General features: G+C 58.5%; 10 protein-coding genes and 1 pseudogene. 5 read left to right on the plus strand and 6 right to left on the minus strand.

The window, feature by feature from the left end; all coding sequences use genetic code 11:
- Nucleotides 1-708, plus strand: coding sequence for a YcnI family copper-binding membrane protein (locus AC6CH3_RS09090; RefSeq protein WP_498132276.1), 708 nt, complete (start codon nt 1-3; stop codon nt 706-708).
- Nucleotides 709-1,288: 580 nt separating this feature from the next.
- Here the strand turns inward: AC6CH3_RS09090 and AC6CH3_RS09095 are convergent.
- On the minus strand, nt 1,289-2,290 hold the full coding sequence (locus tag AC6CH3_RS09095; protein WP_498132124.1) for a Gfo/Idh/MocA family protein: 1,002 nt from the start codon (nt 2,288-2,290) through the stop codon (nt 1,289-1,291).
- Between the two features lie 549 nt (nt 2,291-2,839).
- Nucleotides 2,840-3,232 carry a hypothetical protein gene (locus AC6CH3_RS09100; protein WP_498132125.1) on the minus strand — a complete coding sequence of 131 codons (393 nt, stop codon included), beginning with the start codon at nt 3,230-3,232 and terminating at the stop codon, nt 2,840-2,842.
- 463 nt (nt 3,233-3,695) lie between these two features.
- Between AC6CH3_RS09100 and AC6CH3_RS09105 the strand changes: the two are divergent.
- Nucleotides 3,696-4,073, plus strand: a pseudogene (locus AC6CH3_RS09105) (DeoR/GlpR family DNA-binding transcription regulator); the annotation flags it as partial.
- A 315-nt stretch (nt 4,074-4,388) separates the two neighbouring features.
- Here the strand turns inward: AC6CH3_RS09105 and AC6CH3_RS09110 are convergent.
- The gene (locus AC6CH3_RS09110) at nt 4,389-6,014 is read right to left on the minus strand and encodes a hypothetical protein (protein ID WP_498132126.1); all 1,626 of its coding nucleotides are present in this window, start codon (nt 6,012-6,014) and stop codon (nt 4,389-4,391) included.
- 410 nt (nt 6,015-6,424) lie between these two features.
- Here AC6CH3_RS09110 and AC6CH3_RS09115 point away from each other — a divergent pair, with 410 nt between their 5' ends.
- Entirely contained in the window at nt 6,425-7,372 is a 948-nt protein-coding gene (locus AC6CH3_RS09115; RefSeq protein ID WP_498132127.1) for a HamA C-terminal domain-containing protein, read from the plus strand.
- Nucleotides 7,373-7,449: 77 nt separating this feature from the next.
- Complete coding sequence (locus AC6CH3_RS09120; protein ID WP_498132128.1) at nt 7,450-9,936, plus strand: DEAD/DEAH box helicase; 2,487 nt, start codon at nt 7,450-7,452, stop codon at nt 9,934-9,936.
- 197 nt (nt 9,937-10,133) lie between these two features.
- Here the strand turns inward: AC6CH3_RS09120 and AC6CH3_RS09125 are convergent, their stop codons facing one another.
- The gene (locus tag AC6CH3_RS09125) at nt 10,134-11,375 is read right to left on the minus strand and encodes an AlbA family DNA-binding domain-containing protein (RefSeq protein WP_498132129.1); all 1,242 of its coding nucleotides are present in this window, start codon (nt 11,373-11,375) and stop codon (nt 10,134-10,136) included.
- A gap of 546 nt (nt 11,376-11,921) precedes the next feature.
- Here AC6CH3_RS09125 and AC6CH3_RS09130 point away from each other — a divergent pair.
- Nucleotides 11,922-12,431 (plus strand): flavin reductase family protein, encoded by a 510-nt coding sequence (locus AC6CH3_RS09130; protein WP_498132130.1) that lies wholly within the window; start codon nt 11,922-11,924, stop codon nt 12,429-12,431.
- A 337-nt stretch (nt 12,432-12,768) separates the two neighbouring features.
- Here AC6CH3_RS09130 and AC6CH3_RS09135 read toward each other — a convergent pair whose 3' ends face one another.
- Nucleotides 12,769-14,970, minus strand: a complete 2,202-nt coding sequence (locus AC6CH3_RS09135; RefSeq protein WP_498132131.1) for an amylo-alpha-1,6-glucosidase — start codon at nt 14,968-14,970, stop codon at nt 12,769-12,771.
- An 804-nt stretch (nt 14,971-15,774) separates the two neighbouring features.
- A complete protein-coding gene (locus AC6CH3_RS09140; protein ID WP_498132132.1) occupies nt 15,775-17,055 on the minus strand; it encodes an MFS transporter in 1,281 nt (426 codons plus the stop codon).
- Nucleotides 17,056-17,404: the final 349 nt, after the last annotated feature.

A 17,404-nucleotide genomic window follows, 5' to 3' on the forward strand; every position in this document is an offset into this window, starting at 1 on the left:
ATGCAAAAAACCTTCGCGATCCTCGCTGCGTCAGCTGGCCTGGTGGTTCTCGGCGCTGGAGCCGCGTCCGCTCACGTCGGCGTAGATCCTGCCTCAACCTCTGAAGGAGGCTTTTCCCAGCTGACCTTCCGGGTCCCAAATGAATCTGAGACGGCTAAAACGTCCAAAATCAGAGTCACCCTGCCTATTGAGACGCCCTTCACGTCCGTTTCAGTTAAGCAAATGGACGGTTGGAAGGCCGAAATCAAGGAAGCCGCCCTCCCGAAACCCGTAACGGTCAACGGAGCAACAGTCACCAAGGCCGCGGCAACCGTGACCTGGACGGCAGATGCCACTCACCAGATCTCCCAGCACGAATACCAGACCTTCTCCATTTCTGTTGGCCGGCTGCCGAAAGCAGGGACTATCGTCACGCTGGCTGCAGCCCAGGTCTACACCGACGGGACTGTTGTGAACTGGGATGAACCAGAAGTGGCCGGCCAACCAGAACCGAAGCACCCCGCGCCTTCCTTCGTTACCACCGCTCCCGCCGGGGAACACGGCGAAGCCGCCACCGCCGAAACCGTGGCAACTTCTGCACAGTCCCCCGCTTCCACAAGCGATACCACCGCTGCGAGAGCCGCCTGGGGCGGTCTCGGCGCAGGGCTGCTGGGACTCGCCACCGGGGTAACTGCCCTCATGCGTAACCGAAAGGTGGCAAAGGTCTAGCGCGCCCTCCAAGGCGGTCCGTCTTCCCGGGCGGACCGCCGTCAAGATGCCTTGCGGACCGATTCCATTTGAGTCTTCAGCACCCGGAGCTATGCGTGTTGTTGACGGATGAGTCCCAAGGGCACCGCCGGGTGTGCCCGGACGCTGTAACGGCCGGGGCCCGGTCCGCGGTATCAGAAGGCCAGTCCGCTGCCGGATTGCTGCGGCCTTGATGGCAGCCACCGCCGCATTCAGCCGCGATCGACGTCGGCTGCGTCTTAACACTGGCTTCGACCACGCCTGTTGATGTTTCCCAAGGGGCTGTCGAAATCATGGTGCCAGAATCACGCTCGCATTGGAGGGCAGCTCTGCGTGCGGTGCGGTCTTCGTCAGTCATGGTTACGGCCCCGAATGCAGGGCGGTCTGAAAACCTCGTGGCGGCGCTGTCTGAGCACGTCGCTCAGACAGCGTTTTTTGCCTACTTGGCAACGGGATCAAGGCAGTCGTTGTTCCCTTCGGGAAGGCCGAGAACCAGCTTTGCCGTCGGGCATCTCGGGCTCGACCTGCGAAATGCTAGTGCCTGGGCCAGCGCCAGAATAGGTCACTGTTCAGACGCCCCCTCTTGTTTGCGCGCAGCCCTGTCGAGGGCTTCCAGCACCCCCGCATTGTTTGCCGCGTCCGTGAGATCGTAGCGGAGCGGCGTGCCGTTTAGGACGCTGTCGGCGAAGTGTTCGCCCATCCGAACGAAGTGGTTTGCGCCCTTGACCTGGTGATAGATCGCGTCCCGCCCGAAGTGATGCTCCTCCAGGACCGAATTCTCGTCCAAGAGGCTGAAAGGACTGTCGAGGTAGAGCCGGCCGTCGGTGCCCGTGATTTCCAGAAAGTTGCGGCGCTCGAGGTTCACACCGGTATCAAAAAGCACTGTTGCGCCACCGGGAAAGCGCAGCATGCCCGCGATGCTGGTGTCGATTCGGCCTCCGTCGTTGGCGTCGCGGTAGTTGCCATAGGCCGCGACTCCAGCCGGCTCCTGCCCCGTGACCATCCGGCTCACGTTGACGCAGTAGCCTCCCGTATCGAAAAGTGCGCCGCCGCCGAGCGCGGAATACCAGCGGATGTTGTCGTCCCCGCCTGCATCGAACGTGTGAGCGACGTGGACAAATGTCAGTTCGCCCACCGCACGGGCCGCGAGCAGCTCTTGCAGCTTCTCGAAACGCGGGTGAAAACGGTACATGAAGCCTTCTAAGACTTTGAGCCCGCTCTCGTTCGCCTTGCGCGTTATCTCCTCGCATTCGGCGGCGCTCATCGCCAGAGGCTTTTCGCAGAGGACGTGCTTGCCTGCGTCCAAGGATTTTAGAATCCACTCGAGGTGCAGTGCGTTCGGCAGCGGAATGTAGACAGCGTCGATGTCGGGGGAAGCGAGCAGCGCCTCATAAGAGCCAAATGCCTGCGGGATGCCGTGTTTGCCGGCGTACTCCCTGGCCTTTTCCTCGGTGCGGGAAGCAATACCTACGACCTCACCGTTTTTCGTCTCCTGCAACGCCGGAATGGTCTTGCGAACGATACGGGCGCTGCCCAGGACGCCCCAACGCAATTTCTCGTTCATTGAACTCTCCTTTTTTACAACCTACCGCCTGAGAGGCGTTCCGTTGTTTCGAGCAGTTGCCGCTGGGGCGGCGACGATCTATTCCTCGCATCCCCCACGACGAGCTTGTGGACTTCGGCTTCGACGGAACCTGGATCTCCGGCCTAGACGATGTCGAGCATCTGTTGGTGCCATTCCACTGACCGCGACAAGGGCTCGTCCAAGGCTGTAGTTAGGCGAAACAATTCCGCGAAGGTTGGGGCATGCTCCTCCCATACCGCCACCATTTCTTCCAGGGCGGCTTTAGCTGCCTGGCCGGAAACCTTCGGGGTCCAAGATGGCGCATCGCTGCGCGGTTGCCACTTCGAGCAGCTGGCGCAGGGCGATGAGGCCACGGAGGTCCTTCTCGTCCAGACCTATCACCCGGTAGTTCCTGCCGGAAGGCGCGATCAGGCCTCCACGAGCAGCTCGCCGGGTGGAAGATCGCCGGTCAGGGTGTCGGCCCGCAATGCGGTCACCACCTTCTCACAGAGGGCTTCAGCCCCGGCAACGCGGCCACAGCGTACTTGGTCAGTGGGTGTGGGCCCAGCCGGTGCCGCCGCCGAAGCGGATGCCACCGCCGCACGCCGTGCACCACCACTTGCCCTGGAACCATCGGCGTTCAGGTGCGCTGCGGCAGGGGCTGATTTCCGGGCCGTCGGCTTCAACACTGGCCCGCACCATGGTGGACAGCATGATCCTGACATCGGTCTCGTAGATGTCCATCGCGTGGAAGTCGCGCAACTCGCAGGCGTGCCCGTGCAGGCACGCCCCGTCGTGCAGCCGGCGGGCGATGGCAAGCACCGTCTGGTCGTTGACGGTGACGGTCAGAACTGGGGCAGCTAAGTCCCCGGCAAGGCAGATCTGAGGCCTTGGAAGGTCCGCAAACGAGTCGTCGATCAGGTCGTTTATCGTGGCGGTCATCGATGCTCCTTGGGCTCGTTGGTATTGCTTTCCTTCTAGGTGGCTCGTTGCCGGGGTAGACACGTGAAAAAGGCAGGCTGTTCCACGGGCATGAATGGGACTACGAGCCACTGGCCGCCGTAGAACTCCACGTACGAATCCGAGGGGCAGCGTGCGTAGGCTTCTTCGCGTGTCATGTCGATCTGTCTTTCTGGCTAGGTGTCCAATTGGCTACTTGTCGCTGTCTTAGCAGGTGATCCGCAACTCGATATCCTCTACTACAGACTCTTAATCAAGCCCGGCATGTGTGATTCGAGTCACGTCTTCCTTGTTCTACGAGCAACAGTACGCCGACTAAATCATCTAGTCCAGCTTTTTTTATGGTTAAAAACCGCCGAGCTCTGGTGAACCTATTGGTCGCCCTTGAGGCTCCCGCCGTCCTCGCTGGGCGGGCAGGGCTAGTATTCACACTTGGCCGTTTGAGGACTGCCTAGGCGGCCGGCTGCGAAGCCTGAGCCAAAGCTTCGTGGGCTCCCTGGCCGAGGCGGCCCTGGAGCGGATGAGCTTTGACCGCGTGTTCCTGGACGCCGACGCCGTCACCGCCGAGGACGGCATCTGCGAGGCAGACCACGCCCAGACCCGGCTCAAGGAACTCATGGCCCGGCGCGGCAACAACGTCTACGTTCTGGCCCACTCCTCCAAGCTCGGCCTGCGGCCGCTCCACGCCTGGGCGCGGCTTGCCTTGCCTTGGACCCTCGTGACGGACGACGGCGCCGACCCGGCCCAAGTGAGCAAGTTCCGGGACGCAGGGGATGCGGTTGAGGTGGCGGTTCTCTCTAGCGACACTGATGCCGGGTCCTAACTGCGTCATACCCAGAGTCCGTTGCGTAGATGACGATGGCCTGCCGATAACCGATAATGAGCGTTATGTCAAGTTAATTGGGTTGAAGGTTCAACTAAGCTCCCCTGAGACCTGACATGAGGATCTACTCGGCAGCACCGTCCCATCGATGATCGACAAGATGTGTTCCACGACGAAGAGCTCCGAGCCGGACGTTGCCGTGTCATCTTTGGAGGTTCAAAGGAAAAGGGGGTGCTCAGGCGCACTCTTGTTTACTCCCGGTTCATTCATTCGACGCAGCGGATCAAGCCAGTGGGTTCTTCCGACTGCACCTCTTTACTCAAGCAGATCGACCAACGTCGGGGGCTCATCTTTTGATCGGAGCAAATCCAGATGCAATTCTGCCTTAGTAGCCAGTTCGACTGGCGTTGATTGTTGAACGATGGCCGCGTGAGCTATCCGGTCCAGTCCGGCACCCACCAATGGAGCCACGGTCCTAAGTGTCATGTTCAGTGTTTCAAGGTGGGTTGCGCCACCATGCATAACCAAATTTCGGTGCCTATAAAGCCGACGCATTGCCGACACCATGTGACGCTTCACCTCTGACAAATTCCCGTGAGGGGCCGCCAGCAGCTTTCTCATTCGTTCTTCTGAAGCCAGGTCATTCACCCTGGTTAGCGACAGAGAATTTCCCGAACCTATCCATTCGGCTATCAATCGCGCACGTTCCCGGTTTGCAGATCCATCATCAACTATGGCCATCTGATGCGAGAGGCGGTCAGGACTTATCGGGTTGTGCGCATGCGACAGCTTTGTGAGTTCTGCACGAGGCCAGGAACAAGCTGTTAGCGCAGCCATTCGGTCAGCAGCAAGGACCCCCCGCCCTTCATCGCTCTCATCGTCGCCCCGGAGCAGCAAGGTTTCGATGGCAGACCAACCCCCCGAAATGGCTGTCGCAATCGAGCCGTGGTTCATGGGCGCAGCTAGTTCCAGAGCGTTGTCCAACCGCGTTCTCTCCTGAACCGCGTACAGCCTCTGCTCGCGGACCAACGAGAGTACGAATGTTCCACGTCCCGGCCGTTGCAGGGGGAACGGATCGCTACGTCCGCGGACTATGAGTAATCCAAAGTCCTTAAGGTTAGTCTGCTTGCGGCTGTAGGTGGCTCGGGCCTGCAGTCGATCGACGATTTCCCTTACTTCTTCCGCCGCTGTGTGCCAGTCACGCGCCATGACTGTGTACAGAAAACCTCCGGCTATTCGCCCGTCTACTGAGGTTTTGTTTTCCCGCAGCCAGTCATTGACAAACTTCTTTGACTTCCAGGCGGCGTCCGAGTCGCGGTTGTGCTCGTCGTTCGACACAGCTTCGAACGGAACCATTACTTCAAACGCCCGCGACAGATTGGTAGCAAGTAGGTCCTGCGCTGCTGCCGCCAACTCCGGCAACGTCCTGACGGAAAGCCTCCTAACCCATGAGTGCAGGTACCGCTGGCTGAATCCAGCGTCGAGAAGGTGGGCTCCAACAGCTCGAGCAAATCGCTCGGGCGAGGGCTGCTTCGTCGTATCGTTGGCGGCCTTCTCCCAACGCTGCAAGTAGCCCTCATCGACCCGGGCAATAATCTCGTTCAGCATTCTGTGATGAGCGTTACCTTGCTTGAGAGACGAACGAAGGGCCCGCTGCAGTTGTTGCCGGAGCACTTTATCGCCGGCGCCTTGATCAGGCCCCTGCAGCCGCTCTAGATCCCTTGACAACCAATTGAGCGTTCCTGAAGACAGGGTCTTGTGTTCCACCCACTCAACGGCGTCCGACAGCTCACGCAGCCCCAGCACTAGGCCGCAATCCCATAGCCGGCGTTGCCAAGGCGAGTTAACATCGAAGAAGTCGTCGAGGCGTGCTAGAGCAAGGGCAAGAGTGTCCGGGCGGCCCACGGTTGCAGTAGTCGTCACAGTTTGATCTTCGCTCACTCAACAGCGATACTTAAATCGCTGAGAAGCCCACATTCTAAAGTGAGGGACCCGCCCGAATTCGTTCGAGCCGCTCCCCACTTCGTATTAAAGTCGGGGGCCACCTTTTACGGGTGGCCCCCGACCTGTTTGAGGCAATTTTCCTGGAAGTCCCCCACCGAGTGCGTGTCTGGAACGACAAGAGCGAGGCTTGGACACATGCCCTCCGATTGTTCGCTCGAAGGCGGTCGATCCTGGGCTGAGCCTCTGTGCTCAAAGTGGTTCAGTTCTGCCGGCGTCTGACCAGTCTCAATCGAGGCGGAAATTCCTCAGAACAACATTCAGCTCGTGTCAAGCATCGGAAGCGGACGAACAGAACCTAGTGTGAATACTGCGCGAGAGGCACTCGCCAAAATCTGGGGGAATGTATGGTGACACGGGATGATGACTCGTGGGTAGGCAGTGCTCTATCCGACTTGGCTAGGGGTGATGCGTCCACCTTCCGTCACCTCCTCCTTGAGCACGAAACTCCTGTCGAACTGGATGACACTAGGACAACCGTTCGGACGCACTTTGTCGCCTTTGACGCATCAGGCGTCCCCGTCATCGAAAAGCTGGCTCTCGCAATGGCTCTCGCAATGGTCGACTTTTGCGTCCCCCGCGCTCGAGTCGAGAAGGCTAAGCAAGAACTCATTAGTAGCGGCTCAACTGCAGGTCTGGTGCGTCTGACAAAACAGGCCGAAGAGCTATTTGTTAAGGCAGAAAAATCTGGGGAAGGCGGAGAGCTTCTACTTTTCATGCTCATGGAGCAGGTACTTGGTCTCCCTCAAATTCTGTCCAAGATGTCGCTCAAGACAAATGCCAACATGCATGTCCATGGCTCTGACGGCGTCCACGCCAAGATGGCTCCAGACGGTGTTCTGGATCTATTCTGGGGCGAGTCCAAGTTGTACAAGTCAAGCAGCGCTGCCTTCACCGATTGCTTCACAAGCATCGCACCATTTCTGGTCTCCGACTCCGGTGACGCCAGAAAGAGGGACCTACTTCTGGTTCACGACCACATCAACATCCAGGAAGCTGACCTAGCAGCGCACATCATCGCCTATTTCGATGATGAACATCCTCATTCTCTGCGGGTCCGATGGAATGGAGTTTGCTTGGTCGGCTTCGACTACGATTCCTATCCCGACCTGAACACCATTGATGAACAACAACGGCAGGCAGTGCAAGAATCCGCCGCGAGCTGGCACACTGCAGTCACTGACAGGTTAACGAGGAACAGTCTACTTGAGGTCAATCTCGACGTCTTTTGCATACCATTCCCTTCGGTTGAAGCCCTTCGCAAGGCCATTAGCAAAGCCATCGGAAGTACGAAATGAGACCGGCAAGTCTCGGCGAGGCAGTATTTTCATCCGGAAAGTTCCGACGAATAGTTGAGTCCATCCGCGTTCACCTCTTGCGCTCTGAATTTCCGATGATGAGTCTCCGGTCTGAACTGACCCCGATCGATTGGAATTATGCGCTGCTTTGCGCAAGTGCGCTGACTTCGATTGATTCTGAGCGTGCCCAAGCAGCAGTGCTGCACGTCGTCGTCGGCTGTCTGAATGCCTCAGAAGCAATTGATGATCAAAAGCGAGCTGCAGCGGCGCTTTTGGAACGAAGCGGAAATCCTCGGGCTGTCCAGCTTGCCGAGACTCGCGGGCTTGTGTCCCCTGACGCGTGGCTGCAGATGCCTCCACGAATCAGGCTGGAAGTCATCCGCAGGAAACTCGAGCTGACAGTTCCACTTTCGACCGGCCAGGACCTTGAGGTTAACGATTTTCAGCGTCGCCTTTGGGGCGAAGCAGAAAATCAAGAATGGCTCAGTGTGTCGGCCCCGACATCGGCGGGCAAGTCTCACATCGTTCGCGAGTGGTTCTTGGAACGCCTACGAGCGAACCCAGAATTCACGGCCGTATACATCGTTCCCACAAGGGCACTCGTTGAAGAAGTATCTGGCTCATTCAGAAGAGAGGTTTCCCCTGGGACCGACGTATTCGTCATGCCCTGGGATCCCGACTTGCACATCTCCAAGAAGCGCGTTCTCGTGCTGACGCAGGAAAGACTGCATCTCATTCAGCAAGCAGAGCACCCCTTCAGAGTCGACTTAGTTTTTGTCGACGAGGCACAAAACCTGGGTTATGCCGACCGAGGAGTGCTGCTGAAGCAGGTGTTGGACCGCACGGCGACCGACAATCCGCTGGCCCAAGTCGTTTTCGCTAGTCCCTTCAGCCGTAATCCTGAAGTGTTTGTAGAATCGGCGCCCAGCGGATTGTCGTCCTCTGCCTTCGTCTCAGAGACCGTGACCGTGAATCAAAACCTTATCCGCGTGGAGGGCGTATTCGGACGTCCATTAGAGCGATCCATCCAACTTCTACATGAAGGAGTCCCACGAGACATCGGCTCGGTGATACTCAAAAACCGCGCCCCAACTGCCAACAAACGCCTCGCGTACGTCGCCCATGCTCTCGGAGGCGCGAACGGCGGCAATATCGTATATGTCAACGGCCCGAGCGAAGCTGAAGTTGTAGCGAAGAATATTTTCGAATCGATTGGGGCGGACAACGTCTCCGGCGACGAAGAAATCGAGAACCTTCAGGATCTTGTACGGACGGCGGTGCATCCACGATATGCCTTGGCCGACGTTCTCGGTCGGCGTGTTGCCTTTCACTACGGAAACATGCCCCTTGCTATCCGGTCCGAGATTGAGCGGCTCTTTGAGATCGGGAAGATTGAGTACCTTGTCTGTACCTCGACCCTACTTGAAGGTGTGAACTTACCTTGCCGAAATATCTTCATGCGAAACCCGCAGAAGGGACGTGGAAAGCACCTTTCAGAAGCGGATTTCTGGAATCTGGCCGGGCGGGCCGGCCGATGGGGACGCGAATTTCAAGGAAACATTGTCTGCATTGACACGGATGATGAATCTCTATGGCAGAACCTTCCGACCGTTCGTCGACGGACAAACCTGAAGCTTTCAGTCCGAGCCGGCATGACAGATGCATCGGATCTGCTGGGTTATATTCGGTCTGATGACGTAATTAGGAGCAATGTTGCCGCATCCGAGAATCTCTTTAGCTACCTCTGTTCCCGCCATGCAGCAGGAGTGGACGTGCGCGGATTGCTCGATCTTGTCCCATCCGATTCGGATCGCCACGAGATCGAAAGCGCCGTCCAACGCGCTATCGAGCAAGCGGAATTTCCTCTGCATCTGATTGCTAGGCATGCTGGTATCTCGCCCACGGCTATGCAGAGACTACTTCAGCACTTTCGCGATTCGGGCAAGACGCCGCACGATCTTGTACTTCCCCTCCCGGAGGAAAGAGACAGCCGCCAACGCTATTACGAGGCCTTGGTGGCTTTGGGCAATACAGCCACCGCCGCCTTCGGTCAACCCCGGCAGAATGCGAAAGTGGGAGAACCCGACAGACGTAAGCACCAGCTAGCGAATTTGATTGTCAACTGGATGAAAGGAACTCCACTCGCACGCCTTATCGAGCAACGAGTTTCGAACGCGGGCAAAGCCAAATCTTTACCTAGCTCAATACGTGATGTGATGGCGGACATTGAGGGAGTCGCGCGCTTCCAAGCTCCAAAGTATCTCTCCTGCTACAACGACATTCTCAGCGCATTCGCGGCAGAGCGGGGCGTCCACGATCTCGGCCCCGCTCAAGACGTCACGATGCTTCTAGAACTAGGAGTTTCCAGAGCGAGTGAGGTGGTACTTATGTCGTTGGGGCTCTCACGAACTACCACGATAGCGATATCAACTTATATCGCTGCTGACGAATGGACGTCACATGAGTGTCTGGACTGGCTCCGAGCGCAGAATATCGAAGGTCTTGACCTCCCGGTCCTGGTTCGACGAGAAATACAAGAACTCATTGACTCTGTGGATCGGTAAGGCAGTAGCTAAGGCTGGCCCTAAGCGCTTTTGCCAAAGGCCAGTGTAGGGACTCTTCGCTCGTTGCGGAGCCTACGAGAACGGGCCGGTGCTGCAGCCCATGCACGTGGGCGGCCACGCCGCTTTGCGTAGCAACGCGGTTTCCCAGTGCGATAAACGGCCCTGGTAACGCAGCCCCAGCAATTCTTTCGACAAGATCAGACGCCTGCTCGCAAATACATGCTGCCCAACGATACGGCTCCGCTCTGGTTCATGATGTCCAAAGCCAGACCGCGGACGGTCTCAAGGGCGTCACCTACGGGGCCGTTTCCTGAGAAGACTCCCGTGACGGGCTGAAATTTATGGATTGGCGTAATGTCACAGCGGGAGCGCATGAAACCGCCTACCTCAAATGTACGGATGAAAACTGGTTCCGTTCCGGGCGAGCTGATGACGATGCTCACCTCAAAATCTCCCACCATTTCCATCCTCTCCGCCACACTGCGTGCCAAATGAACAATATGGGCAGGGACCGACTGTGCATCCATGACGTGGACGTCGGTACGCGAATCGACGTCATCGTCCCACGCGGGGTTAGCTGCCACAGCGAGGCTCGCACTGCCGTTATCGTGAATTTCGACAACTCCCAAGGTTTGACCGCCATTGCTGTCGGTAGAGCGCCATTTTCGATACCCTGGGCGCGGATTCAGGCCAGCATTCTCCAACCCTCGTCGTTGCAATAGGAAGGGGTTCCGACTCATAAGGGACGCAAGGATTTCTTGGGCCTCTACTCGGTCAATCCGGCCTGTGTGCGCCGGACGGGGGCTGATCGGACGCGCGGCAGCCGCCAGCCAGACGCGGCCGTCCCGGTCTATGCCGGTCATTGTCTGATCCAAGAGATCTGCGAGATCCCTAGCATCGCTCCTACGGTCCTCGAAACGTTTCCGATAGGCCTGCTCTATGTCGCGTTCACTCATAAAGACCGTCTGCGCCCCATAACGACGAGGTGCCCTGAGCGCATCATCCTTTATTGCAAAGTGCGGCGTTTCTAGACTGGAGGGGATGCTCAGGACAACCACACCGGGGTCGTCGCTTTCATCGTTGACTGACGTAAATTCCAGACCGTGAACAGGAGGCTGGATAAGAGAGTATGCCCACCCCCTCAGCTTTCGTTCAATGGCGTCTGTCCAGCCCGCCACGGGCACGATGCTCTCCGCAGCGCTGGTGGCGCGATTTTCTCGGATCCCGAATACGATCATGCCGCCTCCCGCATTGACCATGGCTGAGACGTCCTTCGCAAACTCCTCGGACGCTTTGGGATTCCGGCTGTCAGGTAACTTTTCCTTCCAGTCAAGGTCACCCTTCTCTGTCAACTGCTGATCGATTGCACTTCGCAGCATCGAATATGTCAGAGCAGATGGTTCAAGCCCGAGGGCGCGATGCAAAGGTGTGAATGCCATGGTGAATTCTTACATCCGTGACTCGACACACCAGCACACGCTGGCCGAATACCCTAACGACCGGACACCCTGCCGCCTACGCCCAAAGAGTCACTCCCTGCTGTAAAGACCGGACACGACCCTGCGATGACACAAGGAGCGGCTCTTCGCCAGCTTGACGGAATCACGCTTATCGGCGCTTCGAAACCCGACTGAGAGGGCCCATTCAGCCCAACAGGTCAGGGTGATCTCACCGGACATGATTGACGCAGAAACCCCGTCCAGAAGCCTAGCGGCAAGAACCTTGGGAGATCACGCTACTTGGATCATCGACTCTCTCATCCTCTGAGCAGTCCGAGGATGCTGCTAGTCGCTCCTCGGACTCGGTGCAGCAACGCCCATCGCAAGGGCAAGCACCAGGCCAGGCAGTCCCGGTTTCGTTTTCTTGCCCATCCGACCCTTGCCACCTTCTTCCATATATCTTAGACTTAAGATAACTAAATCTAAGGGACCGGTTGTTTAGTGCATAGCATCGCCTTTCCGGGTCTTGGGCACGAAGGGAGACACATGACTATCGTCACCGAACGACCCCCGCACCATCGATCCCAGCAGGTCCGGGAGGTCATGTCCAAAGTGCCCACCGGCGTGACAGTCATTGCGGGCGAGCCCGAACTTACCGGTGAACGCGCCGCCATGATCGTTGGATCATTCGTTTTCATTTCCGTCGAACCCTGTTTGGTTGGTTTCTTCGTTGGCCAAGGCTCCTCAACTTGGCCAAAGCTCAAGGAGGCCACAGTGCTCGGCATCAGTACTCTGTCGGCAAGCCAGACTCAGTTCTGCCGCAAGCTCGGAAAAAAGGAAGAGGACCGCTTTGCCGAGCATTTCTGGAACAAGGGCTCATACGGTGCACCACTAGTCGCCGGTACAGTCACGGCCACGGAATGCCAGATCGAAAACGTCACCTCCGTCGGTGACCATGACTTTGTTCTGGCCCGGGTCCTCGATCTCAGCACCGGAAGCGCCGCTGACCCGCTTGTCTTCCAAAATCATGAGTTCTCCGGGCTCCTTCGCCACTGATCCGACAGGTTGAGCCACTGGATCCTGCCCAAACCTTGCTCACTCCGAAAGGTGGGCCTGACGCCGGCGCCCTGCCTGCGACGGGTCCAGCGCCTGGAGACTACGGAGTGATTTCCGGGTATAAAGCGGTCATCGATCCGGAGATTCTGGCCAGCACCACATTGATTCTGACATTACGCCGCTCCCCCGGTTGTACAGGCTGGCCTGGGTCCAGACACTAGAGCACCGTTTCCGCGGCGACAAGGATGCCGCGCTTCCCCGGCCGAAGTATCCCAGCAGCTACTCCGTGATGAAGCAGAAGCCGGAACACTGATAGCGGAATGACGAACCGGGTTGTTCAGTCCGGCCGCGGCGATCGTGTCAGGTTGTACAGTTCCATCAGCGGAGGACGAAGCCCCCGTCGAAGTTTCACATAATCCGGGAGCCCCTGGACTTGGACCGAATCGCTGTTCATATCGATGTCCAGCGAGAGCCTGGCATTGCCGGCGAACGGCAGATTCTCCAAATGGAAGCGCGTGCCCGGCGGAAGTGCAGGAGCGAGCCACAACTCGTTCCAAAGAAGGGCGGGGTCAAAACGCATCAGTACGCGGATCAAATGCACCGGGGCAGCTGCCGCCCATGCCTGAGGGGAACACGAGGCTGGGTACGGAACCGGTACCGGATGGCTGGCCTTGTCCAAGCCGCAGAACAGCTCAGGAAGCCGCCCGCCAAAGTAATCTGCAGCTTCCAAAAGCCCATACGCAATTGCCTGCGCCTGCTCCGTAAATCCGTACCTCATTAGTCCGCCCATGACGAGGGTGCTGTCATGGGGCCAAACTGAGCCATTATGGTAGCTCGCGGGGTTGTATGCACCCATCGTGCTGGCGAGAGTCCGTATTCCCCAGCCGGTAAACATCTCGGGGGACATGAGCCGTTCAGCTACCAGCGCTGCCTTGTCCTGGTCCACGATTCCGGCCCAAAGACAATGGCCCATGTTGGAGGCGAGGGCGTCAACGGGTTTTTTATCGCGATCCAGGGCGATGGCGAAATATCCTCGGTCTTGAAGCCAAAAACGCTCGTTGAAGGCCTCCTTCAGTCTCGCGGCTTTGGCAGCGCAGGAATCCGCGGTCTCTGTATCGCCGTGGGTGAGGGCGATCAGTGCCCGTCCCATATAGGCCGAGTAGGTGTAGGCCTGGACTTCGCACAGCGCTATTGGCGGTTCGGCCAGTGTGCCATCTGCGAAGTTTATTCCGTCCCATGAGTCCTTCCAGCCCTGGTTGCGTAGCCCTTGGTCCGTGTGGCGCTGGTATTCAACGAAGCCGTCTCCGTCGCGGTCTCCGTAGTTCTCGACCCAGTCCAGGGCTCTATCCGCGGCCGGGAGCAGGTCGTGTATGGCCGTGGATTCGAGTCCCCATCGGCTTAATTCCCCCAGCACGGCGACAAAGAGCGATGTGGCGTCAGCCGTGCCGTAGTAGATGCTGCGACCGCCGAGCGCTTGCCCAGTGCTGACACCCAGACGCACCTCATGGAGTATTCGTCCCGGTTCTTCCTCCGTTAACGGATTTATTTCCTTTCCTTGATAATCGGCCAGTGTTCTCAGGGTGCCCAACGCGAGGGATGGGTCGAGGAGAAAAGACATGAAGGAGGCGAGCAGGCTGTCCCTCCCAAACAAGGCCATAAACCACGGGGCTCCCGCGGCGACTACGACGCGGTCAGCGTGATCGGGGTTGAAGATCCGGAGGGAGCCCAGGTCCTCCTGGCTGCGCCTGATTACTTTCTCGAGCGCGTCATCTCCTAGGTCTGCGACGGGCATTGCTGTTCGCCACTCGGTGATGCGTTTCAGAGACTGCTCGTCGCCGGGGACCTTTTCATGTCGTGAGGGCCCTGTGTCCCGTCTGCCGATGAGTGGCGCAGCAGTAACTGTGTGGGTTCGCTCGCCTTGTGCAGGGACTGTAAAAGCGGATACGAAACTGCGCCCCTGAACCTGAGCGCCGGGGAAGGTCAGGACGATCCCGTGGCTGTGGCCTTTCCATTCGGAAGCCAGGATCAGCTTCTCCCCGTCAGAGCGCCGTGACTGTTGCCATCGCCGTGAAGGCCTGCCTTCCTTCACTTCAAACAGGTCGGCAAAATCAGTGTCTACGACTAGCTCCATGCGGCAGTTAATAGGCTCACGGGAGTAGTTGCGGACGGTTATAGTCTCAGTCAGACCGGTTCCGAGGGTTCGTTCGCGTTCGATCAGCAACGGACTGTCCATCCCTCCGTTGCTGGCGGCCCTCCCGACAAACTTGGCGCGGTAAGGCTCTGGTGTCGCAGCGGACAGCGCTTCAATGGAGCCGCCATTGATGGTCAGGTTCCATTCCGCGATGAAGCGGGTGTCGTTGAAGAAGGCTCCCTGCGGCCGACCCGCGGTCATGTCACCGTTCGCCGCAGAAATGCAGAATGAGGATCCCTCAAGAAGAGTAACCGCCCCTGGCCCAGCCGATCCTGCTGCGTTATTGATATTCCATCCCGGAATCTCTCGGCCCTCCTCGCTTTCGCTGGCCACACCGCCGAGCAGCACTTACTTAGAACTATGCGGGCTTCTCAGAGCGGACACAAGAGAACACTCACCTCTAGGGCGCCAATCCTGAGGAGGGGCACTCGCAGAGGGGGTGCCAGCGCCCTGGACGCAGAGAGCGGCCGCGATTGCGAAGGACTGGGGTGTGCACTCTCGCATTTCAAGCCCTCTTCGCGCTGCCCATATCGCTGCTGGCTGCTTCCGGGCTCTGAAAGGACATCCTGTGATGCTCGTTGATGGGGAACATCGATAAAGACATCAGCTGTGATGGCTTTTGCCCATGCCTCTTCTAGCTCAGCAACGGATCGGTCCAGACCAAAAGGACCGTTCCGGGCACTCCTGTGGCACGCGAAGGACGTTCTGGACCGAGTTTCTCCCGAATTGCAATCCTGTCGTGGCGATCGGCTCACTGGGAGTGGGAGTGCAAGCAGGTCATGCCGTTGTTGCAGCGGTGCTTGTCGATCTCTGCTGCCGGCAGAAGCATGCAAGCATCCCGGTGAGGGCAGGACCACCCGTTGCTGGCTTATCCAATGCCACGTCAGCTCCATTTACCCCGGATCCTCGATGTGCGGACTGGCAGGGTGCCTCCAATCGAATCGTCGGGCGCGGGGAGGGGTTACTTCTCGATCTCCCGCGCGACGTCGTTGACCAGGGCTGTGATTTTATGGGCAGAGGCGCCATGACTTTCTTCTTCTTTGCCTTGATGCGTCTGGGGCATTCCACTGACGGGAGGAGTACTAGGATTCAAGCCCCGGCACTGCCCCCTGCAACTTTATGTCGAAGGGGCAGTGCGGACGGGGGTCTACGCTAGGTCCGAGGCGCGGTGAGGGGCGATTTCGCCGGCTGTAAGGACGTCGGAACCGACGCTTTGGCTGCTGTGATCCGTCCTAGAATCAGCATCAATATCAGAGCGATGATCACGGGCACGCATACTGAAAGAACGATGATGCTGGTATCCACGCCGAGTCCGATGAGGACGCCGCCGAAGATCGGGCCGACAACCGATCCGAGTCGGCCCATTGAAGCCGCCCAGCCGACACCGGCGGTCACCGTTGCCTGGGGGTACAGCGACACTGCCACCGCGGCCTGGCCGATCATGCCGGCCTGAAGTCCGAGGCCGACCCCACCGAAGACCAGCAGCAGCAGCGCTTTGTCCGGGCCGAGGAATGCAGAGATGACAAGGAACACGATCGCTACCGCCGAGGTTCCAGCCAGGACGGACGTCATCCTGAATCGACGCGATGCGAGGATTAGTACGCTGGCACCAATGATGCTTCCTATGCCCAGGGCCGCCGACCCCAGCGGTGCCAGACCGGTACTGAAGCCGTAGCTGGTGAGCAGAGTCGGCAACCACGACGAGAACACGTAGAACACGGCAAAGATGAGGAACGAAAAAGCCCACAGGAGAAGCGTTCTGCTTCGTACGGAAGCATCGAACAGGCGAGCCACCGACGCATGGTGCTTGGCCTCGGCCGCATCAATGGGCGTGCTTGATACGTGGCTGGCGGAGAGTCCAAACCACAGGAACGGCAGAAGCACAGCAGAAGCGATAGCTCCGATTATGAACACCCATTCCCACCCCAATGCGCCCACGATACCGCTCCCGGCCAACCCCGCGATGAGCGCCCCGACCGAGATGCCCGTCATCACGACCACCGCAATCGATTGACGCAAACGGGCGGGATTGACTGCGGTCGCATGGGCGACAGCGGCTGGCAGCACGGCACCCAGTCCCAGGCCGGTCACGAAACGAAGAATCGTCAGCTGCAGAATCGAATCCGACCACGCTGTCAGCAACGAACCCAGGGTGAACACCACGACCGCCGAAAAAATGACGTTTCTGGTGCCCATTTTGGCCACGAGGCGCCCTACCGCCAGATACCCCAGAGCCACTCCAGCGCTGGTCAGCGCAAGCGCAGGAGTGAAGTGCGAGGGTGCAACACCCCAATCCTTGGCAATCGCAGGTATGGACACGCCCAGCGCGACCGTGTCGTATCCATCGAGCACTATGGCCGCACATGCGAGACAAAGTACCCACCAATTCGGTTTGGTCTCTTCCTGCTTTTTAGGTTCGCTCATCGTGTCCATCGGACATCCTTAAGGTTGTGAGGGCTTCGAATACAGTCTCGAAGCGGGGGGCATGCCACCGCCGTCGGCGGCTCGCGAGTCAAGGCCATGGACGAGGAACAGGCGCCGCAGGCTACGTCATGGCGGTTCTCCGTTCACGCACGACACGCGCTCTCTCGCCGTCAGCCCGCATACATACGCGGCTGGCGAGGTGCTCAAGTGTGGTGAAGATCATGGCACTGCGTTAGTTCTATCTCCTTAGCGCTTAAAGGTCAAGACCCTACTGCCTTGACACAAAGTATCTTAGTGCTGTTATATCTTTGGCATGACCTAGTTCACATTCCGGTCGCTTCGGCGACTACGGAATAAG

It is taken from the genome of Arthrobacter sp. GQ119 (assembly GCF_059759125.1).